The sequence below is a fragment of the Clostridium omnivorum genome (assembly GCF_026012015.1).
Taxonomy (GTDB): Bacteria; Bacillota; Clostridia; order Clostridiales; family Clostridiaceae; genus Clostridium_AX; species Clostridium_AX omnivorum.
Map to the genome: position 1 here is coordinate 1737670 of NZ_BRXR01000001.1, position 22123 is coordinate 1759792.

31 protein-coding genes are annotated in these 22123 nt (G+C 32.1%); 24 read left to right on the plus strand and 7 right to left on the minus strand.

Annotated elements, in window-relative coordinates; all coding sequences use genetic code 11:
* Positions 1 to 9: 9 nt before the first annotated feature.
* Together bsdE14_RS08040 and bsdE14_RS08045 are read left to right on the plus strand one after the other, a co-directional pair.
* Positions 10 to 585, plus strand: a complete 576-nt coding sequence (locus bsdE14_RS08040) for a GNAT family N-acetyltransferase (RefSeq protein WP_264849413.1) — start codon at positions 10 to 12, stop codon at positions 583 to 585.
* A 29-nt stretch (positions 586 to 614) separates the two neighbouring features.
* The gene (locus bsdE14_RS08045) at positions 615 to 1277 is read left to right on the plus strand and encodes a Type 1 glutamine amidotransferase-like domain-containing protein (protein ID WP_264849414.1); all 663 of its coding nucleotides are present in this window, start codon (positions 615 to 617) and stop codon (positions 1275 to 1277) included.
* Positions 1278 to 1355: 78 nt separating this feature from the next.
* On the opposite strand, the gene cysS is transcribed toward bsdE14_RS08045, so the two are convergent.
* Positions 1356 to 2768 (minus strand): cysteine--tRNA ligase, encoded by a 1413-nt coding sequence (gene cysS / locus bsdE14_RS08050; protein ID WP_264849415.1) that lies wholly within the window; start codon positions 2766 to 2768, stop codon positions 1356 to 1358.
* A gap of 417 nt (positions 2769 to 3185) precedes the next feature.
* On the opposite strand from cysS, the gene bsdE14_RS08055 reads away from it, so the two are divergent.
* Entirely contained in the window at positions 3186 to 4586 is a 1401-nt protein-coding gene (locus bsdE14_RS08055; RefSeq protein ID WP_264852244.1) for a sensor domain-containing diguanylate cyclase, read from the plus strand.
* A gap of 57 nt (positions 4587 to 4643) precedes the next feature.
* Here bsdE14_RS08055 and dnaB read toward each other — a convergent pair whose 3' ends face one another.
* Genes dnaB through bsdE14_RS08070 form a run of 3 tightly spaced genes read right to left on the minus strand, consistent with a single transcriptional unit; the run spans position 4644 to position 7228 of the window.
* The gene (gene dnaB / locus bsdE14_RS08060) at positions 4644 to 5936 is read right to left on the minus strand and encodes a replicative DNA helicase (RefSeq protein WP_264849416.1); all 1293 of its coding nucleotides are present in this window, start codon (positions 5934 to 5936) and stop codon (positions 4644 to 4646) included.
* Positions 5923 to 6744, minus strand: a complete 822-nt coding sequence (locus bsdE14_RS08065) for a DnaD domain-containing protein (protein WP_264849417.1) — start codon at positions 6742 to 6744, stop codon at positions 5923 to 5925. Before bsdE14_RS08065 ends, dnaB begins: the two co-directional genes overlap by 14 nt.
* A gap of 1 nt (position 6745) precedes the next feature.
* Positions 6746 to 7228, minus strand: coding sequence for a hypothetical protein (locus bsdE14_RS08070; protein WP_264849418.1), 483 nt, complete (start codon positions 7226 to 7228; stop codon positions 6746 to 6748).
* A 261-nt stretch (positions 7229 to 7489) separates the two neighbouring features.
* Here bsdE14_RS08070 and bsdE14_RS08075 point away from each other — a divergent pair, with 261 nt between their 5' ends.
* The 17 genes from bsdE14_RS08075 to bsdE14_RS08155 all read left to right on the plus strand — a co-directional run bounded on the left by bsdE14_RS08075 (position 7490) and on the right by bsdE14_RS08155 (position 18456).
* Positions 7490 to 8122 carry an HAD family hydrolase gene (locus bsdE14_RS08075; protein WP_264849419.1) on the plus strand — a complete coding sequence of 211 codons (633 nt, stop codon included), beginning with the start codon at positions 7490 to 7492 and terminating at the stop codon, positions 8120 to 8122.
* 42 nt (positions 8123 to 8164) lie between these two features.
* Positions 8165 to 8773: a LysE/ArgO family amino acid transporter gene (locus bsdE14_RS08080; RefSeq protein WP_264849420.1), complete on the plus strand. Its 609-nt coding sequence runs from the start codon at positions 8165 to 8167 to the stop codon at positions 8771 to 8773.
* 95 nt (positions 8774 to 8868) lie between these two features.
* Positions 8869 to 9774 (plus strand): alpha/beta fold hydrolase, encoded by a 906-nt coding sequence (locus bsdE14_RS08085; RefSeq protein WP_264849421.1) that lies wholly within the window; start codon positions 8869 to 8871, stop codon positions 9772 to 9774.
* An 84-nt stretch (positions 9775 to 9858) separates the two neighbouring features.
* Entirely contained in the window at positions 9859 to 10035 is a 177-nt protein-coding gene (locus tag bsdE14_RS08090; RefSeq protein ID WP_264849422.1) for a hypothetical protein, read from the plus strand.
* Between the two features lie 23 nt (positions 10036 to 10058).
* Positions 10059 to 11240 carry a GNAT family N-acetyltransferase gene (locus tag bsdE14_RS08095; RefSeq protein WP_264849423.1) on the plus strand — a complete coding sequence of 394 codons (1182 nt, stop codon included), beginning with the start codon at positions 10059 to 10061 and terminating at the stop codon, positions 11238 to 11240.
* Between the two features lie 63 nt (positions 11241 to 11303).
* Complete coding sequence (locus bsdE14_RS08100; RefSeq protein WP_264849424.1) at positions 11304 to 11546, plus strand: YugE family protein; 243 nt, start codon at positions 11304 to 11306, stop codon at positions 11544 to 11546.
* 79 nt (positions 11547 to 11625) lie between these two features.
* Positions 11626 to 12417, plus strand: coding sequence for a flavodoxin family protein (locus bsdE14_RS08105; protein WP_264849425.1), 792 nt, complete (start codon positions 11626 to 11628; stop codon positions 12415 to 12417).
* 87 nt (positions 12418 to 12504) lie between these two features.
* Positions 12505 to 13038 (plus strand): nitroreductase family protein, encoded by a 534-nt coding sequence (locus bsdE14_RS08110; RefSeq protein ID WP_264849426.1) that lies wholly within the window; start codon positions 12505 to 12507, stop codon positions 13036 to 13038.
* 72 nt (positions 13039 to 13110) lie between these two features.
* The gene (locus bsdE14_RS08115) at positions 13111 to 13605 is read left to right on the plus strand and encodes a DUF4830 domain-containing protein (protein ID WP_264849427.1); all 495 of its coding nucleotides are present in this window, start codon (positions 13111 to 13113) and stop codon (positions 13603 to 13605) included.
* Between the two features lie 157 nt (positions 13606 to 13762).
* Complete coding sequence (locus bsdE14_RS08120) at positions 13763 to 14311, plus strand: GNAT family N-acetyltransferase (RefSeq protein WP_264849428.1); 549 nt, start codon at positions 13763 to 13765, stop codon at positions 14309 to 14311.
* A 350-nt stretch (positions 14312 to 14661) separates the two neighbouring features.
* A complete protein-coding gene (locus bsdE14_RS08125; RefSeq protein WP_264849429.1) occupies positions 14662 to 14970 on the plus strand; it encodes a hypothetical protein in 309 nt (102 codons plus the stop codon).
* Entirely contained in the window at positions 14960 to 15865 is a 906-nt protein-coding gene (locus bsdE14_RS08130) for a MerR family transcriptional regulator (RefSeq protein ID WP_264849430.1), read from the plus strand. The genes bsdE14_RS08125 and bsdE14_RS08130 overlap by 11 nt, the downstream gene beginning before the upstream one ends.
* 62 nt (positions 15866 to 15927) lie before the next feature.
* The gene (locus bsdE14_RS08135) at positions 15928 to 16332 is read left to right on the plus strand and encodes a hypothetical protein (RefSeq protein WP_264849431.1); all 405 of its coding nucleotides are present in this window, start codon (positions 15928 to 15930) and stop codon (positions 16330 to 16332) included.
* A 66-nt stretch (positions 16333 to 16398) separates the two neighbouring features.
* Positions 16399 to 16749: a DsrE family protein gene (locus bsdE14_RS08140; RefSeq protein ID WP_264849432.1), complete on the plus strand. Its 351-nt coding sequence runs from the start codon at positions 16399 to 16401 to the stop codon at positions 16747 to 16749.
* A gap of 78 nt (positions 16750 to 16827) precedes the next feature.
* On the plus strand, positions 16828 to 17343 hold the full coding sequence (locus tag bsdE14_RS08145; RefSeq protein WP_264849433.1) for a GNAT family N-acetyltransferase: 516 nt from the start codon (positions 16828 to 16830) through the stop codon (positions 17341 to 17343).
* A 32-nt stretch (positions 17344 to 17375) separates the two neighbouring features.
* Positions 17376 to 17927, plus strand: coding sequence for an AAA family ATPase (locus tag bsdE14_RS08150; RefSeq protein ID WP_264849434.1), 552 nt, complete (start codon positions 17376 to 17378; stop codon positions 17925 to 17927).
* A gap of 58 nt (positions 17928 to 17985) precedes the next feature.
* Entirely contained in the window at positions 17986 to 18456 is a 471-nt protein-coding gene (locus bsdE14_RS08155; RefSeq protein ID WP_264849435.1) for a pyridoxamine 5'-phosphate oxidase family protein, read from the plus strand.
* On the opposite strand, the gene bsdE14_RS08160 is transcribed toward bsdE14_RS08155, so the two are convergent.
* The 3 genes from bsdE14_RS08160 to bsdE14_RS08170 are packed head-to-tail and all read right to left on the minus strand — an operon-like array spanning position 18453 to position 19505.
* The gene (locus bsdE14_RS08160) at positions 18453 to 18593 is read right to left on the minus strand and encodes a hypothetical protein (protein ID WP_264849436.1); all 141 of its coding nucleotides are present in this window, start codon (positions 18591 to 18593) and stop codon (positions 18453 to 18455) included. The two genes, bsdE14_RS08155 and bsdE14_RS08160, sit on opposite strands and share 4 nt — an antisense overlap.
* 1 nt (position 18594) lies before the next feature.
* Positions 18595 to 19032: a DUF3955 domain-containing protein gene (locus bsdE14_RS08165; RefSeq protein ID WP_264849437.1), complete on the minus strand. Its 438-nt coding sequence runs from the start codon at positions 19030 to 19032 to the stop codon at positions 18595 to 18597.
* Complete coding sequence (locus tag bsdE14_RS08170) at positions 19029 to 19505, minus strand: RNA polymerase sigma factor (RefSeq protein WP_264852245.1); 477 nt, start codon at positions 19503 to 19505, stop codon at positions 19029 to 19031. The genes bsdE14_RS08165 and bsdE14_RS08170 overlap by 4 nt, the downstream gene beginning before the upstream one ends.
* Before the next feature lie 363 nt (positions 19506 to 19868).
* Between bsdE14_RS08170 and bsdE14_RS08175 the strand changes: the two genes are divergently transcribed.
* The 4 genes from bsdE14_RS08175 (at position 19869) to bsdE14_RS08190 (ending at position 22092) form a co-directional block, all read left to right on the plus strand.
* Entirely contained in the window at positions 19869 to 20270 is a 402-nt protein-coding gene (locus bsdE14_RS08175) for a hypothetical protein (RefSeq protein ID WP_264849438.1), read from the plus strand.
* A 272-nt stretch (positions 20271 to 20542) separates the two neighbouring features.
* The gene (locus tag bsdE14_RS08180) at positions 20543 to 20905 is read left to right on the plus strand and encodes a hypothetical protein (protein WP_264849439.1); all 363 of its coding nucleotides are present in this window, start codon (positions 20543 to 20545) and stop codon (positions 20903 to 20905) included.
* Between the two features lie 54 nt (positions 20906 to 20959).
* Positions 20960 to 21574 carry a YdcF family protein gene (locus bsdE14_RS08185; protein WP_264849440.1) on the plus strand — a complete coding sequence of 205 codons (615 nt, stop codon included), beginning with the start codon at positions 20960 to 20962 and terminating at the stop codon, positions 21572 to 21574.
* Between the two features lie 44 nt (positions 21575 to 21618).
* The gene (locus bsdE14_RS08190; protein WP_264849441.1) at positions 21619 to 22092 is read left to right on the plus strand and encodes a MarR family winged helix-turn-helix transcriptional regulator; all 474 of its coding nucleotides are present in this window, start codon (positions 21619 to 21621) and stop codon (positions 22090 to 22092) included.
* Positions 22093 to 22123: the final 31 nt, after the last annotated feature.

Consider the following 22123-nt stretch of genomic DNA (forward strand, 5'->3'; position numbering starts at 1 on the left):
GAGAGGGGCATGATAAATTTGAGTAAAAATCCATATGAACAATTCCCGCATATTGTAACGGACGAAGTAACATTAAGAAAAATTGTAGCTTCTGACCTTGACAATCTTTTTGAAATATATAGCAATGAAAAACTTTTTCAATACTCCCCTGTAATGCTTAAGAAGAATAAAGATACAGTTGCCAATATGATAGGACATTTTGAAAGAGATTTTCATAAAAGAAAAGAGATATTTCTTGGAATATGCTTGAATAGCACCCCTAACAATATTGTAGGTGTAGCTGAAATATTTGACTACTCTCAGGATGTAAATATGATAACAATAGGTTACAGACTGAATGACAGCTTTTGGGGTAAAGGAATTGCTACAAAAACTGTTAAAGCAATGACAGATTACCTTTTTAATGATATCGGCATTAACCGCATACAAGCCTTTGTCATGCCAGAAAATATTAAATCGCAAAATGTATTACAAAGAAACGGTTTTGTTAAAGAAGGCATAATTCGGCAAGGGCATGTTTGGAAGGGTAAAGGTGTTGTTGATTTGATATTGTATTCCTTATTGAAATCTGATACTGCACAATAAGTATAATATGTTTTTCGGGGAGGATCAAAATGAATATTTTACTGGACAAGCTTGACTTCCATGAAGCCTGGGCATATGACACATTGAAGGATATTATAAAACCAGAATATAGAATTTGCATAATTCCCTTTGCCTTTCATGAAGAATGGATAAAAAACAGTGAGGAGTGGGAAAAATGGTATAATAAAATTGATGGTGACCAGTACAAAGGTATAGCCGCTCCTTTTTATGCATACGGAATTAATGATGATAATATTTCCTTGGTTAACTATTTTGAAGATAATAGTGACAGCGCTAAAGCAAAGATTAATTCAAGTGACATCATCTTTTTTACAGGCGGCTTTCCAGACAAAATCATGGACAGAATGGCAAATTGGGATTTAGTCAATACCATTGAACAGCACCAAGGAATAAAAATGGGCTGGAGTGCTGGTGCAGTAATGCAGTGCTATGATTATTTTCTATCTCCTGATGAAGATTATCCAGAGTTTGTTTATTTGAGAGGGTTAAAGTGCATAGAGGATTTTGCAGTTGAAGTTCATTATAAAAATACTGAATCGCAAAATGAAAGCATTGAAAGATATATTCGTGAAAGAGGAAAAGTGGTATATACTTCTGAGCCTCACAGCGCAATAATTGTTGATGGCACTAAAGTTACCTTGCTTGGAAATGCAAAAGCTTATGAAAAATAATCACTCTTAGACACGTATTTGAAAGCTGCATTAAAGTCCTCACTTATGAAATGAGGACTTTTTTATGCAGCCTCTCCCCTATTTAACTTTCCAGGTAGTACCTTCTTTAGTATCAACCAATTCAATATTGCTTTCTAAAAGCATATTTCTAATCTCATCTGCTCTTGCCCAATTCTTCTCAGCTCTAGCCTTGTTTCTTTCCAGAATTAGGCTTTCAATATGCTGCTCATCAATATTACTGTTTTCATTTAAAGCTTCCTCTTCCGCAAGATTTAAGGAAAACACCTTATCAAAATCTTTTATTAAGTATAGCTTTTCAGTATTATTTAGCTCCTTAGCTTTTATAACCTCTGATAAAACCGTAAAGGCATTTGGTATATTCAAATCGTCGCTTATTTGAGCTATGAATTTATCTCGGTATACTTGAAGCTTGCCCTTATCTAATGTTTCATCTATTTGGTGGCCCTCAGCAATATTTTTTATTCTGCTCTTTAATTTTTTTAATGATTTTTGAGCTTCTGTAAGGCTTTCAAAGCTGAATACAAGCTGCTTTCTGTACCTAGACTGAAGGCAAAAATATCTATAATCTAATGGACTGTAACCTTGTTCCACAAGCCTTGAAACTGTTAAAAAGTCTCCTGTGGATTTTGACATTTTTTCATTGTTCATTACTAGAAACTCTCCATGCATCCAGTAATTTACCCACTTGTGTCCTAGAGCACTTTCAGATTGAGCTATTTCATTTGTATGGTGTACTGGAATATGATCTACCCCTCCGCAGTGAATATCTATCCTTTCTCCAAGGTATTTGGTTGACATAGCTGAGCACTCAATGTGCCATCCTGGAAAACCCTTGCCCCAAGGTGATTCCCACTGCATAATCTGATTTGTAAACTTGGAGTTTGTAAACCAAAGCACGAAATCAAGAGGGTTCTTCTTAAATGGATCTACCTCTACCCTGCTGCCTGCTTCAAGCTCATCTATACTCAAATTTGCAAGCTTCGTGTAGTCTGGATATTTTTCTATTGAGAAGTATACATTGCCATTAGCTATATAAGTATAGCCCTTCTCCTCTAATATTTGTATAAACTTAATCATATCCTGGATATGCTCTGTAGCTCTGCAAACCACTGTGGGCCTTACTATATTCAGCAGCTGGAAATCTTTTAAAAAGGCCTCTTCATAAAATCTTGCTATTTCCCATACAGTTTTCTTTTCTCTCATAGCACCTTTAGACATCTTGTCTTCCCCTGTATCGGAGTCGGACTCCAAATGACCTACATCCGTTATATTCATAACATGTTTAACCTTAAAGCCCACATACTCCATGGATTTTTTAAGAGCATCCTCAAATATATAGGTTCTTAGGTTACCTATATGAGCATAATTGTAAACTGTGAGCCCACAGGTATATAGCTTAATCTCCCCTTCCTTAAGAGGTACTATTTCTTCCTTTTTTCTTGACATGGTGTTATAAACTGAAAACTTCATACTATTCCTCCTTTTTAGCAAAAAATAAAAACTGCAGGCAAAAACCTGCAGTAAACAATCCTAAGCTTAAATATAGGGCTATCTCAAAAAATATGCAGACTTGTTGCTATTTAAATCTAATAATATTAAATTAGTTAAACAACAACAGCAACAGACTTTCATTACGATAACCTCCATACATTAATATACAATCATTATATACCACATAATGTATGGTGTATACTCTTTTCTTCAACTAAGCCTCCTCTCTCAGGCATTTTTCGTTCTAACGCTTTCTATTTTTACTCCTTTAAGTTTACTGGTGCCGTCAATACTACTGTAACATGTTTACATGTATTTTTATTAATTTCTATGCTATAATTTCTCTAATAATTAATCTGCTTTTATAATCATATAGGAAAGGAGCACTATTTGGCTATGTATATTGATGATAATAACACTATTTTTTTTCAACTTATAGATGCAATTCCTAGTCCAGTATTCTATAAAGATGTTAATAGAGTATATAAGCTATGCAATAATGCCTTTTCTGAATATTTAGGTATAAAAAAAGAGAACATTATTAATCATACTGTCTACGACATCAGCCCAAAAGAACTGGCGGATATTTACGACACTGCAGACTTGGAGTTAATTAAAGCAAAAGATAAGCAATACTATGAAACTCAAGTTAAATTTAATGATGGCTTATATCATGATGTAAGCTTTTTAAAAGCAGCTATACTGGATTCCAATGGGGCTGTAGAAGGCATAGTAGGAGTAATGCTTGATATTACGGAACGTAAAAAATCCGAAAATAAGATTACAAGACTGCTTAAATTAAGGGACTCCATGCTAGATATAAATCATGCCCTTATGCATATAGACAATATAGATGAATTACTTGATTTAATATTGGAAAAAGCTCTTATATCTATTGATAACGCCACTACGGGGTGTATTTTTGTACTAGATGAAAAAAAACAATTAAGAATTGCTTCACAAAAGGGACTGGAGTCAAAGAAAGCAGAAAACTTCACTATGAATTTTGAAGATTCTTTCAGTATATATGGTACAGAAGCTACAAACTACAAAACCATGATAATTAATGATGTCCAAAAGCTGGACAGTGAAAATTATTCCTATCCCTTGGATAATAATCATACCTATAAAATTAATTCCCTCATTAATTCTCCTATTATTATTGACGAGAAGTTATATGGTTTTTTAAATCTGCATAGTCCAATTAACAACATTTTTAATAATACAGATACAGAACTGCTGGAATATACCGCTCAGGAAGCTGGAAAAGCCATCAGCAAGTATATGTTATATGAACAGACAATTCATCAAGCAAGGTACGATAAGCTTACCAATTTGTACAATGTAAGACACTTTGAGCAGCTATTTAGTGAATTACTAAAAAAATCAGCAAGCTTAAATGAAAACTTTTTATTAGTGATGTTTGACTTAAATGGCTTAAAGAAAACAAATGACACTTACGGCCATTTAGTTGGTGATGAATTATTAAAGGCATTTTCTTGTAAGCTCAGTGAACTTACTGCTTCATCAGACATTCTTGCAAGGCTAGGCGGCGATGAATTTATAGCTATTTTTTTCCACACTTCTATTGATAGCCTAACTAGAAAGTTTGAGGATTTATTAAGCAATTTTAGAATTAATCCAATAATGTTTGAAGAAAATAAACTTACTTGCAGCTTTAGCTATGGCTTTGCCTCCTACCCAGAAGATGGGGTTAGCTATAGTAAGTTATTAACGGTTGCAGACCAAAATATGTATAAGTATAAAAGAGATTTTTATAAGCACAGTATAGAATAAAGCTCTATTTTGCTTTTAAAAACAACAGGCAAAAGCCTGTTGTTTTTAATTCTACCTTCAAGCCACCACTCTCTGATACTTCCCCTGCCATCTAGCTTTAATAGTTCCAGTCTCACCGTTCCTGTGCTTAGCTATAATAAATTCTATAAGTCCAGCGTCCTCACTGTCCCCGTTATAATATTCATCTCTATAGAGAAACATCACCATATCCGCATCCTGCTCAATAGAACCAGAATCCCTTAAGTCTGAAAGGTGCGGTCTATGATTATTCCTTGCCTCTGGTGCTCTTGAAAGCTGAGAAAGTGCTACTACTGTGATATCCAGCTCCTTAGCCAACAGTTTAAGTCCCCTTGAAATCTTGCTCACATTTTCATTTCTGCTCTCAATATCGCTGCCATTTTCTATTAGCTGAAGGTAGTCCACAAAAACAACATCCAAGCCATTTTTCAGCTTCAGCCTTTTGCATTCCGAGCGTATATCCCTTAGTGAATAAACATCATCATAAATATTCAGTCCAGAACTCTGCAGGCTGTTGGTTTTATATACTACCTCTCCCCATTCTTCATCAAGAAGCTCCCCCTTTTTTAACCTATCCATAGGTACAGCTGCCTTATTGGCAATTATCCTTTCAAAGGTAGACAGTTGATTCATCTCCAGCTGAAAAACTGCTACCTTAAGGTCATTATCTAGTGTCATGTTAGCAGCCATATTCAGTGCCACAGCTGATTTTCCCATGGAGGGCCTTGCTGCAAGGATAATCAAGTCCTGCTTTTGAAAGCCCCCTGAAAATTTATCTATTAGCTTTAACCCTGTAGCATATCCCCCTGTTACTCCCTGATTTTTGCATCTCTGCTCTAAGAGCATAAGGTACTTTTCTGCCGTTTCTTCTAGTTTTCCGTCCCTCTTAGTCTCATAGGCTTCTATGCTTTTAAATTGATTTTCAAGTCTTTCAATAAGCTCATCATTTTTAGTGTCAGTGTTTTTCACATCTAGAAGGCATTGATTTAGGGCAGAATAGAGCATTCTCCTTCTAGCTTTATACTTAACAATACTGCAATGGACTAATACATTGCTGGCACTGATGCTGCTGCTTACAAGCTGTGATATGTAAGTTATACCGCCAACTTCGGAAACACTTTCCCCTAGTTCATGAACAATTGTGGTAGTGTCTATTGGTGTACCCGCTATGTAGAGTCTGCACATGGCACTATATATAATTCCGTGAGCCGTATTATAAAAGTCCTCAGGCTTTAAAATATCTATAATATCCTTCATAACCACATTATCAATAAATATTGCACCCAATACTTCCATCTCTGCATCAGTATTTACAAACTTACTCTTCTCCATTTGCTCCTACCTCCGCCACTACCTTATAAGCGCCAGCATTGTTATACCCCTCATTTACCTTTGGCTTTTTACCGCTCTTTTCCTGCCAGCTTTTCATAAATAACTTTACATCCTCCACCCCTTTCAAGCCCTCACTATGCCAATTTATAAGAATTCCACTTATATATTTTATGTTTCTTGCATTATTACGCACAGCTTCATCAATTGCCATAATTACAATATCTTCATTAAGCTTGCCGCACCAATCCTTTAAATCCTCCAGCTCTATGGGTGTTATTAAATGAATATTGGTACTAAAATGCTTAACTACATCTGCCATGGTAGCTTTTTTATCTGCTGCACCCTCTTTTCCTGCTGGTTCTATGTCTTTCTTTGCCTCTATTGGCTCTCCCACCTCTATTCCATTAAAGATAATCTCAAGAGGATATCTTTTTAGCTTGCACAGCTCATAAAATCTTTTAATAAACTCCTTATTTTTTACCTCCTCCAGCTCCCTATTTACACATATAAGGGTGTTTCTGCTGGTGTTTAGATTATACTTGTACCAATTTAATATCATAATCTCTTCATTTTCAGTATCATATAAGATCTTTCCATACTGAACAAACTTGTTTATAAGCTCCCTAATTCCCTCTTCACTGCAGCCTAATTCAATAGCAGAAAAGGTTATAGAAAAATTATAAATACCGCATTGATTTGTCCTAGAATTAGTCAATATGTAGCTGTAAAAGCTCTTTTCTATAAGTGGCAGCTTAACTATAAAATTATCTTGCCAAAAGCTAGTTTGAATACTTCTATACCTCGCCATACTATCTCCCCTGCCCTTCTATTTTTCTATTATCAGAAAGCAACTTGTCTATAACTACACCCTCTGACTGAAGTTTATGTATGTCTATAATAGCTGACCTGTACATGGACCTTTCTCTTAAATTCTCCTCATGATAAAACATAACCGGATAACTGCTATCTATACAATAAGCCTTAGTTCTTAGCTCCTTTCTGAAGCTGTCAGCCTCAAGCCAGCTCGGACTTATATAATCCTCATAGCTCTCAAAATGCTCTTGAAGTTCCTTCATGTCTTTAGCTAAGTTCATATTCTCAAGCATATGAGCCACTGCAGCAGATGAATAATACTCAATAAGCCTGGTCATAAACTTTCTATAGTTTAGTCTCAAAACATAGCTGCCCCTTTGATCAATATATGTATCATAGTGAACCTTCCAAAGAATCCTTTCCCTATCAGCAAGCTTATTTAAAACATTAAAATAATTCTCAAAGCTCCTCTTATCCATACTTCTTCCCACTCCCCCTGAAATACAAATTGCTATTACAATCTGTAAATATGCAAAATGTAAAAAAGTTACCCTTAGAGAAAAAACTTTTTTTATAGTTGTTTTTCTTTTTGTTTTTCTTTTTCTTTTTTATAGTTGAAGGACCTTACAAGGGGCTTCATTTATTAGTAATATGGTATATAATGGTAGGTAAGCAGTTTCGTATTTTACTACTTCTTCTGGAGGACATATATGTCTATTTTAAAAAAAAGAGGTTAAGTAATGGAAAATATAAAATGTATTTTTTTCGATATAGGTGATACATTGGTTAATGAGGATGCTGTATGGGAGCAAAGATGCATAGAGCAAGCAGAAATGGAAGATGCAAAGAAGCTTGGTCTCTCTGCTAAGCAAATATATGAAGAAATTATTAATGCATCTTTAGCATACAAGCCTCAATACAGGACAGTTGTAAAGAAGTTTGGTTTTTCAAAATCTGCCCCCTACCGCCATGAGCTTGAAAAACTATACAATGATGTTGATCTAGTTTTACAAGCATTATCACAAAAATATAAGCTTGGCATCATTGCTAATCAAACGGATGGACTTGTAGACAGGTTAAATTCCCTTGGGATTTTAAAGTATTTTTCATTTATCATTTCGTCCTGGGATTATCAGATTATGAAGCCCGATATGAAACTCTTTCAAATAGCTGTTGAAAAGTCAGGCTGCAAGGTCTCTGAAACAGTTATGGTTGGAGATCGTTTAGACAATGATATCTTTCCTGCAAAATCCATTGGCATGAAAACAATATGGGTTAAGCAAGGCTTTGGTGGAATGCAAAGACCCAAAACAGAGTACTATGTTCCAGATAGAGAAATTACAAGCTTAAGCGAATTGTTGTATATATTGTAAATCTAAATTTAAAGGATATTTGTAGAATGGAGTAAACAAAGGATGAAGTATTTATTACAAGGACTATTATTTGGACTTGCCTATGTAGCACCTATAGGAGCGCAAAATTTATACGTAATTAATACAGCAACAAGTCAAAGCAAATTAAGAACGTATCAAGTCGCGCTTATAACTGTTTTCTTTGACATTTCACTTGCTATTTCATGTTTTTTTGGAATAGGCTTGTTGATTGATAAGTGTCTTTTACTAAAAGAAATAATACTTTTACTTGGGAGCGTAATTGTAACTTACATAGGTATTGGGTTAATACGTTCAACTTCAAAAGTATCAGACAGCAAAAATGGAGATGATTCTTTAATTAAAATTATTGCTTCATGTTTTGCAGTAACCTGGCTTAATCCTCAAGCAATAATTGATGGTTCTTTATTATTAGGAGGATTTAAGGCTTCACTACCTTCAGAAATGTCAAAGTATTTTATATTAGGAGTTTGTATTGCTTCATTTGTTTGGTTTAATTCACTAGCAATTCTAGTATCAAAGTTCCGCAGCAAATTTAATAAGCTGATAAAATGGATTAACGTAATTTGTGGAGTAATATTAATATTTTATGGTGTTAAATTAGGATATTCATTTATTCAACTAATTAAATAATATTAGAGTATTACTATATAATGCTCATTAATAGTAATTTGTTATTTAGTTAAGAACTAAGAGGTAAAAATTAAGGGTTAAGGAGGTACAAGCATATGGGGATGTATATATTATTAATTTTCATTGCACTTGGAATTATTATAGCAATACAATATGCTATTGATATTCATGCTGCATATAAAAGACTGAATCATTATACTGTCAAAGCTATTAATACTGAGTATGGTAAATTAAGTTATATGGATGAGGGTTCAGGAGAAGCAATACTCATATCTCATGGTATCTTTGGAGGATATGACCAGGGGTTAGTATCATTAGATGGGCTTGTAGGCAATGGCTATCGGAAGATAGCACCATCACGTTTTGGTTACCCTAGTTCTGATTTGCCATCCGAACCAACACCAAAAAATCAAGCAAAAGCATTTTTAAACTTGCTTGATAATCTTGGAATTCAAAAGGCATATGTTCTTACTACATCCGCTGGAGGAGCAGCAGGAATTTCATTTGCAATTGAGTATCCTGACCGGGTAAAAGGACTAATTCTTCTTTCATCTGGAATGCCTGCCGGGAAAAAGACACGGGAAGAAATAAAAGGGCTGCAGGGACCACCTGCACCAATAGTTAATAATTTCCCAATGTGGCTTTCTACAAAGTATTTCGGTTTTATCTTCAAATCCATGTTTAACTCTGACATTAACAATGCTGTATATAGTACTATGCTTCCAGTAAAACCTCGTAAAGAAGGAATAATGGCAGATGAAGCAATAACAAATTTAGACATGGATATTAATTTTGATGACTATAAAGTTGAAAAAATTACAGCCCCTATTTTAGTTGTTCATGCAAAGGATGACCCCATGGCAAAATATGAGAGTGCTAAAAAATTCATTGCACGTACAAATGCCAAAACAGCCATCTTTGAAACTGGAGGGCACCTAATAACAGGCCATGGAGAGGCGGTTTCTATAGCAATAAAAAAATTTATTGATGAAACAAAATAATGCAGATGCATTGACATGTGGGGAATTAATTCACAACATTCTTTTTTGCTCAAATAACCAGTACATATCAAAGGAGTGATCTATATGGAAATTAACATTCTTACTGTTATTGCTACTCTCATTAATTTTGCCTTAATAGTTGCTATTATACTAGTAATATACAAAGCAATAATAGGTATTAAAAATTATATAAATAAAAGTAAAGAGCTAGATAAAAAGGTGGATATTATTTTAAACAAATTAAACGGAAAAGATAACTGATAAAGAAAGGGAGGCTAAAGCCTATGGAATATGAAATTATACATTTACCAAAGGAAACGTGGAAGGGAACCATAATTCCAATAAGGTATAAAACAAAAAAGTATTATGATGTTATAGTAAATAAAAATGATAACGGCTTTGCTATTGAAATAGAAAAGAAAGACTTTACAGAGCCTGTAACTCATACACCAGAAGAATATGATTTCCCAGATAAGTTATATGAAGACCACTGGGAGAATGCCTATGCTTGGGGAGTATTAGATAAAGGCGAATTAGTTGCTGCAATTGAAACTGATCCAGAATTATGGTCTAACCGTCTAAGAGTTACAGAGCTATGGGTAGCAGAAAAATATCAAAAGCAAGGAATAGGCCATACGTTAATTGAAATGGCAAAAGAACAAGCAAGAAGAGAACGTCGTCGAGCTATTATACTAGAAACTCAATCCTGTAATGTTAATGCAATTGACTTTTATCAGCATGAAGGCTTCACCTTCATTGGTATGGATACCTGTTGCTACAAAAACAATGACTTACAAAGAAAAGAAGTAAGGTTAGAACTGGGATGGTTTCCAGAAAAAAAGAGAAGAATTAGTGCTGAGGAAATAGAAATTAGAATGGAAACAAAGGACGATTGGTACAATGTAGAGTTAATGGCACAGCGTGCATTTTGGAATAAACATCATCTTGGCTGTGACGAGCATTACCTTGTGCATAAATTACGTGAAGATAAAGACTACCTTCCAGAGCTAAGCAGAATTGCAGTTAAGGATGGTAAGGTAATAGGTTGTATAATGTATTCAAAGTCACGAATTGTTGATGGTGCAGATACTCATGAAATTATAACCTTTGGACCTCTTTGTGTAGAACCTAAATGGCAAGGCTGTGGAGTTGGCGAGCTGCTACTCCGTGAAACCATGAATTTAGCTACAAATAAAGGTTATAAAGGCATTGTAATCTTTGGAGAACCAGATTATTATCCTCGAATAGGCTTTAAAACCTGTGACAACTTTAATATTACAACTGCTGATGGCAGAAACTTTGATGCCTTTATGGGAATTGAATTAACTCAAGATGGCATGAAAGGCATAAAAGGAAAATTCTATGAATCAGAAGCTTTTGAAAATCTTCCAGAAGAAGAAGTAGAGGAATATAATAAAAAATTCCCTAAGCTTCAAAAATTAAGATTTCCAGGGCAATGGGATTAATTCACACTTTTCTTATCTTGCGTCTTAACTGTAAAAAAGTACGAACTATAGGAGGTTCTTATTATGAATAAAGTTAAAAGTATTATTGACGAATGGGACCCCGCAAATTTGTTATGTATTTATTGCCCTGATAATGAATATGATGATGAAATACATGAGATTATCAACGCTCTACCTAATATACAGGATGTTGAAGAATTAGCAATTGTTATACAAAATGTATTTACTGAATTCTTTGGTGAGCAAAGACCTAAGTGGGATTATACCCAATGTCTTATTATTGCCAAGAAGATATTTAGTTCGTAAAGTTCTATTAAAACGTCGTATTGGTAAAAAAAGACGAAGTAAATAATATATATTTAATAATATAATGGAGATATGTGAAATGAAAATATTGATAATCAATGGTAGTCCACATAAAGGAAATACATGGCTTTTAACGGAGGAAGTAAAAGAGCAAATAGCAGTTATAGATAATACAGTAAAATTTGAGGAGATACATTTAAGTGAACTAAATATTCCATTTTGTATAGGCTGTAGCATGTGTTTTAGAGAGGGGCTTATTTTTTGTCCTCATAATCAGTATATCCAGCCTATTATGGATAAAATTGAAGGTTGTGATGGGGTAATTTTTTCTGTTTCCTGTTTTCAAGGTGCTGTTACTGCCATTACTAAAAATTTTACCGACCATTTAGCATTTTTACTTCATCGCCCCAGATACTTTTATAAAAAGGCTTTGATTATTTCAACTACAGGCGGTGTTTCTGCAAATAGTGTTACACAATCTCTAGCTAATACCTTACCAGGCTGGGGATTTAATAAATGCTATCAATTGCCTATTGTTGCATTGAGTTGGAATGCCTATAAACCAACTGAAAAGCATAAAAAAAAGGCATTTAAAATATCTAAGGCGTTTTATATGGATTTAAAATCAAAAAAACTTCATTCTCCGAAAATTGGAGTTTTAATTCCTTTCAACTTATTCCAAGCCATGTGTAAGGAATATACACCTGGATCAGAATACTCAACACAAGACGGAGTTTTTTGGAAAAAGTATGTTGGTATGAGATATGCTCCAGGAATTCCATTACCGATATACAAAATGGCGATTGGGAGGATTATCTTTCAAATAGGGAAATATCTTTCACCAAAGATGATTGTAACATACAAAAAATGAATATAACCTTATAATTACATGTTTCGTAATTTTCTTTTAAGGAAAATTTATAGCTATAAAATATTTTGTGATATGGAGAACAAAAATATGATTAAAGAAATTGAAATGCGTAGAAGCATAAGAAAGTATATTGATAAACCAGTTGAAAATGAAAAAATAACTGAAATACTTGAAAGTGCAAGATTAGCTCCTTCAGGTAATAACACACAACCATGGCATTATGTAGTAGTAGAATCTAAAGAAATGAGAGAGAAAATAATGGAGGCTTCCCATAATCAAAAGTGGATGTTAACAGCCCCTGTCTTTATAGTATGTGTTGCAGATGTACGATGTAGAATAAAAGAAGATATATCAATTGATGATAATAGTCCACAAGATGAAGTAAAACGGATAATCAGAGATACAGCGATTTCAGTAGGATATATGCTCCTACAAGCCACTAATTTGGGACTGGGAACTTGCTGGGTTGGGGATTTTACACAAGAAGAAATTAGACCGGTATTAAATATACCTTCTGATAAATATGTAGTTGGGGTTATAACAGTTGGTTACCCTAATGAGACTCCTAAACCCAGGCCAAGAAAGAATTTAGAGGATATAGTTCATCATGAATTATGGTAATGGCTATGATAGGGAAACTTTATAATTTATATAATGGTAAAATATAAAGCATAACCATTTTGGGGGAATTTTATGAGGAAGTTCTCATTTATCCTATTCACTTTAATACTTTTTATTTTTAGCGGATGTACTCGAAAAATTACTGGAGATGAAAAAACAGCAGAAGACTTTGTCAAATCTAAAGGCTATAAGATAACAGCTAGAAAAGGACAAATAGAAAAATATGTGCTAGAAAAAAGTAAACTTTATGGTGGAACAGAGACAATCCCCTATCGACAATGCTGGGGAGTACAAACAGTAGAGCCCGATGATTATTTTGGCAAAGAAATAACGGTATATGGTTTTACAGTAAAAAATCACCCTATGCTAAAACAAGATAAAAATGCTAAAAGCGGCGTAAACATATACATTATGATGACAGATAATAAAATTATTGGAGGATACTCTTATCCAAATGCTAATGTGGATGGAGCATACAGTTCATTAGATGGTAAAACATTAGAAGAAGTAACAGGATTAAGTTTTAAGCAGTGGCAGGATAATTGGAAAAAGAAATACGGCAATTAAGAAATTTTCTTAATGCAAAATTTTTCTTTTATAAGGTTGTATTGGCAAATAAATAAAACAAGAAAAATTCACCCTGCCCACGGCAATTCATACACTATAATCTAGTAGACAGCTACAATATATGAGAAACTAAATATATAGTATAGGAGGAAGAAACATGTTTACTTTCAATCCTTTTCCGATCATAGAGACAAAAAACTTATTATTAAGAAGAATTACACATGATGATACTTATGATATTTTTCAATTAAGAAAAGATCCCCGAATGAGTGAATACACTGATTCAAGGTTGGATGAAAACCAAGAAGAAACAAAAGCATATATTAATAAAATGAATAAAGGTATTGATGAAGGTAAATCGATTATTTGGGCAATTGAACATAGGCAGTCAAAAAAAGTGATTGGCTCTATTTGTATTTGGAACATTAACTTGGAACAAAAAAGCGCCGAACTTGGTTATGGAATTACTCCTGACTATCAAAATAAAGGCTTAATGAAAGAAGCATTATTAAGTGTAGTAGATTATGGCTTTAACGCAATGAATTTAAGTGCATTAGAAGCATATACAGAAGAAAAAAACATAAAGTCTATTAAACTTTTAGAAAGGTGCAAATTTATAGAAGTAAATAGGGTTGATGATGAAGGATACTACAGTGACCGAATTTATCATATGATAGTATATAGACTGGAAAAAATCAATGGCTAGTACATATTCTTTTAATATATCGTCTTATTGTTAATTCATCACAGCCCAACTATACAATTAAATATATTTAACATTAGTTTTATTTAAAGTAAGCCTTGGATTAAGAATTAAGGCTTACTTTTTTATATGTATTAGAAGTTTGTTTTCCTTCTATGTTTTATATTATACATACTAATTATTGCAAAAGTATCAAGGCTTTGTTTGAAATCAATGTGATTTTTATAAGCTGGTATAACACGAGATTTGAAATTAATTTAACTAATAGTGTATAGGAAAAAATATACATTGTATAGTATAATTACCTTAAGGTGCGTTAGTAACCTTTTATAAAATAAAAAGGAGTAAAATTTATGAGATTTATTACTGATTTTCTTATCTGCTTGGTATTTGTTATTGTGTCTTCACTTATATTTAGCCTAATATTTAATATATTAAATAAAAGTATATTAAAAGTATTTGCTAGAGTTCAAGAATTCATGGACAAGCTTAAACGGAGAACATTAGCGAGACTTATTATTATGGTTATTAGTGTTGCTTTATGCGTTGAAATTAAAGATTTCTTTAATTTCAATTATATTGGCTTGGGAATATTAATAGGTTTTTTTAATACTTTAACCGATGTAATTTTTAAAACAGGAGTTCGCTTTAATGAAAACTAAAGATGAATTTATAGATGAAATTAAGGAGCTTGAACAAGTTTCATTAGGTATTCAAATTCTAAAAACGTTAGCATTAAGTGGACCACTTTTATGGCTTCTTTTTAATATTATTAATAAGAAATACGACTTTATTGGAATAAATATTATACTAACTATAATAAGTATAATTTTACTTACCTTATCTTGGAATAGATTTTTAAAACAGCCTAGTAAAAAGATTAAGGGTACAGTAACTCTGCTATCAAGTATTTTGGTTTCATTAATACTAACCATGGCTGTTTTTGCAGGGATATCAAAGCTGCAAGAAATGCTTTTTGCTCCAAGAGATTATTTAATGTATATGTTTAAACCACCATATAGTTACCTTGTTTTCTTTTTTGAGATAGAAATCATTGGATTTCTATGTTCAATATTATATAAAAAGGTTGAAAATTCTGAATTGAAGTGGGCATATAAGCTTGTTGAGTATGTTAAAAAAAATATAGCTGCAGCTATTCTCCTTAATATTATTTTATTATATATGTGTATTACTGCTGTTACCGTGGTAACAGAAAATAAAATTATTGACTATAGCTTTTATAATCCCCTAGGTAAAACATATTCATATAGTGATATTTCTAATGTTCAAACTGGATTCAAAGGAAAATTACTTAATACATTTAAAAAGAATGCAGGAGAATTCTACTATATTGTAACCTTTAATAATGGCAAAAAAATAAACTTTTATCAGGCAAACAGTAAATTTGAGGATACTTACTTAGAACTTGAAGTATTTGATAACTTAATTATGAAAACTGGTAAAGTAGAAAAAGTATCCTCTTCAGATAACTCTGAGTACTGTGATCTTGATGCAAGATATGTAAACAGGTTTTTAAGGATAATTGACCACCGTTAATTTGAATCACAGGCTATTAAGATACAGCATAATAATTAATACGGATGGAGGCTAAAAGCCATATGAAGAAATCATATAAGAGAACTTATATTTTGATTATGCTTTGCATAGCTATGCTTGTATATTTTATAGGAATATATAATTATAGAAAGCCAATTATAGTACACAAAACATTTAATAATGTAACTGTATTAAAACCAGGCACAGAAGAGAAAGTAACCGCTAAAATAGATGCCAAATTATATAGAGGAATATATCAAGGATCAATAATTGGCTTTAACCTACATTTTACAAACCGAATAGAAGGTACCATTATAGTAGATGGTAAGGAATACAAATTTGAAGGATTTAATGGAAGGTCTAAACCCGTAAATATAATAGGTTCTGTATATGAATATAATCACAATTCTTCACGTGCTTTCATATTTAAAATGGCTGATTTGGATTCCTTAGAATTATTAGTGTAAAAAAGCATAGTAAAAATAATTTTCTCAATAGATTATAAGGTTATAAAAAGAAAGGTTGTGAACATTATGCCAGAATATAAGGTTATATTTCACATTGATGAGCTTAATAAGTGGAAGCTTCTATTAGGAAACGTTAGCAATCTAATAAATAGTATGGATAATGATAAGCTTTATGTTGAGGTTTTAGCTAATTCAGAGGCAGTTAAGTATTATGATGCAAGTCAAGATTTAAATGCAGACATTAATACTATGGAAAGCTTAAATAAAAAGAGTGTAAAATTTGTAGCTTGCAACAATGCTTTAATGGCATTTGATATAAAAAAGGATAATATTTTTGACTTTATAGATATTGTCCCTGCTGGGGTTGTTGAACTTGTTAAAAAGCAAAGCGAAGGATTTGTTTATATAAAGCCATAGATAAGCTATACTGTCAGAAAAATCATAATTGATAATTTATCTAATCAACTATAATAGTAAAAAAAGTGAGGGATTGAAATGAACAAAGTCATAAAGACAAAACGGTTAGAGATTAAACCCTTTCAAGATACTGATCAGGCTGCAATGATTGAGTTATTAACAAATGAAGAAATCAAGGAAAGTTTTATGATTCCTGATTTTCAAACTGAAGAAAAAGCTATAAGTATGTTCAAAAAGCTACAAGCCTTCTCCTATTCTGACGAGCACTATGAACGCGGTATCTATTTAAATCAGCAATTGATTGGATTTGTAAATGATGTAGAAATTGGTGACGGAGTAATTGAATTGGGATATGTTATCCACCCCATGCAAAAGAACATGGGGTATGCTTCAGAGATGCTAAAAGCAGTTATAGACGAGTTGTTTCGTAAAGGATTTCACCAAATAGTAGCAGGTGCTTTTGAGGATAACGCTGCTAGTATTAAAGTAATGCAAAAATGCGGTATGGCAAAAATCGCAAAAGAAGATGATATTAACTACCACGGGATAATGCACCATTGCTATTACTACGCAATTTCTAAAGGTCATAATTAGAAGCAGCGGCTTTTGAGTTTAGGAGGGATTTTTTGAAGTTAGTATTTTTAATTGGAGATGCAGCCGTAGGAAAAATGACAGTTGGACAAGAACTTATGAAAATTACAGATTTACGCTTATTTCATAACCATTTAACCATTGAACCAGTTATTGAAGTGTTTGGCCATTTTCATGGAAAAGCAATAAGTAGAATGAGAGAGGTTATTTTTGAAGAATTTGTAGCCTCAGAAAACTATGGATTAATATTTACATATATGTGGGCTTTTGACCAAAAGTCTGATTGGGATTATATTGAACATGTAACCAATATTTTCAAGAAAAACGGTGCTGATGTTTATTATGTGGAACTTGTTGCATCTCAAGAAATAAGATTGCAAAGAAATACCACTGAAAATCGGTTAAAGCATAAGGCTTCAAAAAGGGATATTGAAGTCTCTAATCAAAGGCTTATCAATGATGACAAAAGATATAGATGCATTAGTAATGATGGTGAAATACAGTTTGATAATTATATAAAAATTGATAATTCCAATGTTTTAGCAGAGCATGTTGCAAAAATGATAAAAGAACGCTTTGACTTATGATTTTATAAACAAAATAAACATAAAATTTCAATGTAATGTTCTTAAAGGAGATGTAAAAATGAATACCTACGAAAAAAGCTTAAATGTCTTAAAAGAATTATTTGCAAAAGATTATCAATTTGCTTTAGCAACATCAAGTGATAATATTCCCTCAGTTAGGTTTGTAGACACCTTTTATGATGACGGTGCTTTTTATATTGTTACTTATGCAAAATCACAAAAAGTACAAGAAATCGAAAAAAATTCAGAAGTATCAATGTGCAATAAGCTTTATCGTTTTAGTGGAACTGCCTATAATATTGGACATCCATTATATGAAAAAAATCATGAAATAAGAGAAAAGTTGATAAAAGTATTTGATCCCTGGTATTTTGCCCACAATGACGAAAATGATGAAAGTATGTGTTATGTAAAAATAGAATTAAGGCAAGGCTTTTTTTACAAAGATGGAACTGGCTATAAAGTTGATTTTAAAAATAAAAAAGCTGAGGAATTTCCTTTTGCTTTTGATATTGTAATGGTGGATTAATCTACAGGTGCATTTTTTAGGCTCTGTTTAGGAACAGTGCTTTTAAATAACATTTTTAAAGGAACTCCTTCAATGAAGAGTTCCTTTAATTCATCTTTTAAGCATATGTAAATTAGCTTAACTTCACATATGCTCATTTTACTTAGTGTTAATTTTACGCTTCTTTAAAAATACAAAGTTGCATATTAGTGAAATGATAAACACTAAAACAAATATATATGCGATTGGTATTAATGCGAATGGCTCAACCAATGTGCCATCTGGCAAAACTTTTGAACCTATAACATTAAAGGCAATTATACAAGTCATAGCTGCTAAGGCCGAAACCAACATAATACCTTTTGTGAACGAAATCCTCTTATCCTTTTTCCATGTGTCTGAAATATTTTTCATTACTTTTATCCCCCCATCTGAAATAATTGGTTTTTCTAAATCCACTTTAAGTTTTTGCAATTCATCTAAACATTGAGGGCAGCTTGCTAAATGTTCTTCTACCAACGAAGAACTGTCTTTACTACAAACTTTATCATAATACAATGGTAGCAAATCTCTAATTACTTCACATGATAATCTCATATTAACTTCTCCTTTAATTTTATTCTTGCACGATGATAAGTGACTCTTGCCCAGCTTTCTGTTTTACCAAACAATTCAGCTATTTTTAAAAACGATAAATCTCCAAAAAAACGCAATGTAAATACTTCTTTATATGGTTCTTCTAAATTATGGAGTAATTTATGAATTTCAAATGCACTTTCATCGTCAACTAATATTTGTTCTAAATCAATGTGAAAAACATCGGTTATATCTTCAACTCTTTCAACATTATTTTGTTCTTTCTTTAAATATGAAAAATATGAGTTTTTAGCTATTTGGCATAGCCAAGCACTCATCTTACAATTCCCTTTAAAGCTATCAATATTTTTTAATGCTTTAAAAAATGTTTCTTGTGTTATATCCTCTGCAATACTTTCATTTTTAGAAAGACATAACATATATCTATATACATCCTTAAAATACTCGGAGTATACAGCTTCAAATTCCGTCACATTCTCACCGCCTTTCATATATAAGACTTTCAAAATCGTATTTCGTTACAATATTCTACAAAATTAAGCAGCTCAATTTAAAATATATAAACTTTATTTCACATAATGTACAATTATCCATTTAGTCTATTATATACCACGTAATTGTGCAATTTAAATTTTAACATAGTTACATAATTTTATTGATCTCTAAATAGAAAAGCATATGTGGAAAGTGGAAACTCTTAATTTATATATAGGAAAAAATATACATTATATAGTATAATTACCTCAAGAGATGTTTATCATAAGAAAATTACTCGTGAAGTTTCACGTGTTTTAGACATAAAGCGAAGTCAAAAATAATTAAAAAGGAGAAGGTTTATGAGAATACATAATAAAAGCATTATAGTTTCTTTTATAATAATTTTATTTATTTTGCTATTATGTCTACCGAATATTATTGACTTAATTCCTTCGAGAAAGGTAAAGTATGTAATCACAGTAGTATTTTGTTTACTAGTTTTTCTCTTTCTTGTATACATAACTTATAATGATATAAGAAAAAGAGAGTATACAACTACAGTATATATAGTATTATTAGAAATTATAGGAATTATTGCTTATGTAATTGGCTCCTATACTTATTTCCATAAAACAGGTGTATCAGATATTGAAGTTTTATTGCGAAGAAACAATATTCAGGCAGCATGTTTATTTTATATACTTTGTGAATCAATAGTAATAACTTTTCTTAAAAGGGATAGTTTTAAGAAAAAACAATAAATTGTTTAAACGTAATCTCCTTTTATAACGCTACCTTGTTAAGAAAGGATGTGGCTATCATCAAATCTAAAAAGTACTTATTACTTTTCATACCAGTAATTATTCTAATTGCATTCATAATCTCTCCTAAAAGAATTATAGTTTCAAATTGCAGCAATCCCCCATTAAAATATAATTTTGCCTTCAGTAATATTGGTAAACTTGATAAATTGCTAAGTAACCAGAAATTTAATTATTCTACAGATATTAATAGAAAATATATATCCGTTATCTTGCTTGAAAACAACACCGCATATGTTGAAGAACATATAATTACTGATGGTGGAGCTACAGATATAACCATCCCACAAAACACTAACTTCATAATTTCTCTTCATGCAAACAGCACTATAGCATATACCTGGAACATTAAAAATAAATTTAATACTGCTACAATTGATTTTATTAAGAAAACTAAAATCTCTATTCCTAAATATTTATTTAAACCTAGAACTGACGGTGATGACTATGATAGAGAAAATTTATATTTTAAATCTTTGAATAAAGGTAACGAAAAATTAGTATTGCGCTATGAGCACAAAGAAGGACAGACCGCTCAGTTCTTTGAATCAACCTTAAATATCAATATAAAATAACCTGAATAAGGCTATATTCTATCCGATATATAAACACACATAGGAGACATACATATGAAGATTATAGATGATATATCAAACTTTATTTTTATTGAAGATATGCCACAAAAGGCAGATATAATTTTTATTCCTGGAGGTTCTTATCCTGAAATTGCAGAAGAAGCTGCAAGACTATGGCATGAAGGATATTCTAATATAATTCTTCCTTCAGGAAAATACAGCGTAAAACGTGGATACTTTCCTGGGGCTCTTTCAAAAGCAGCTGAATATAATGAGAAATACAATACCGAATGGGAATTTTTAAAAGCTGTTCTTGTTAAAAACGGGGTTGATGAAAAGGCTGTGCTAAGAGAGGATGAGGCTCAATATACATATGAAAATGCCCTATTATCCAGAAAGATCACAGATAATCATAACTTGGAAATTAAAAAGGCTATTATAAGCTGCAAATCCTTTCATGCAAGGCGCTGTTTAATGTATTATCAGATTGCATATCCTCAAACTGAATTTATTATATGCCCTTCAGGGGTTAACGGGATTACTAAAGCTAACTGGTTTAATTCTGAAGAAGGTATCGATAAGGTAATGGGTGAAGTTTCAAGGTGTGGAAGCCAATTCAAGGATATTTTTATGTCAGCTTTTAGGGATGGAACCATAAAAACCTTTTGATATTTTATATTGACAATAGCGTATAGGTACTATACACTATTCATATGATGAATTTAGATAATATAAAAGAAGTTAAAATCAGTTATCTGCTTTTGGCATTAACTGAGAAAGTTTTAGAAATTGATAAGAAAGCCCGTTATTATGGAACTGATACCCCATTATTTCATTCTGAAATTCATATGATTAAGGCAATAAAAGAAAATAAAGGGATTCATATAACTAGACTGGCTGAGAATTTGGGAGTTACGAAAGGAGCAGTGTCACAGATTGCAATTAAGCTACAAAAAAAGGGCTTAATAGTTAAAGAGCGAGATATAAATAACGCCTCTAAGTTTTTATTAAAATTATCTCCCATGGGTGAAATAGCATATGCTAACCATCAAAAATTTCATCAAGATCTCGATCAGATACTGGCTGAGCTATTAAATGGTGAATCAGAAGAAAAAATCAATTTTCTAAAGGAATTTTTAGCAACCTTAGAAAGCGAATTAAATATTTTTGAGGATAAAGGATTTTAAACTCAACTATTAACTTATACATGGTGAAAAA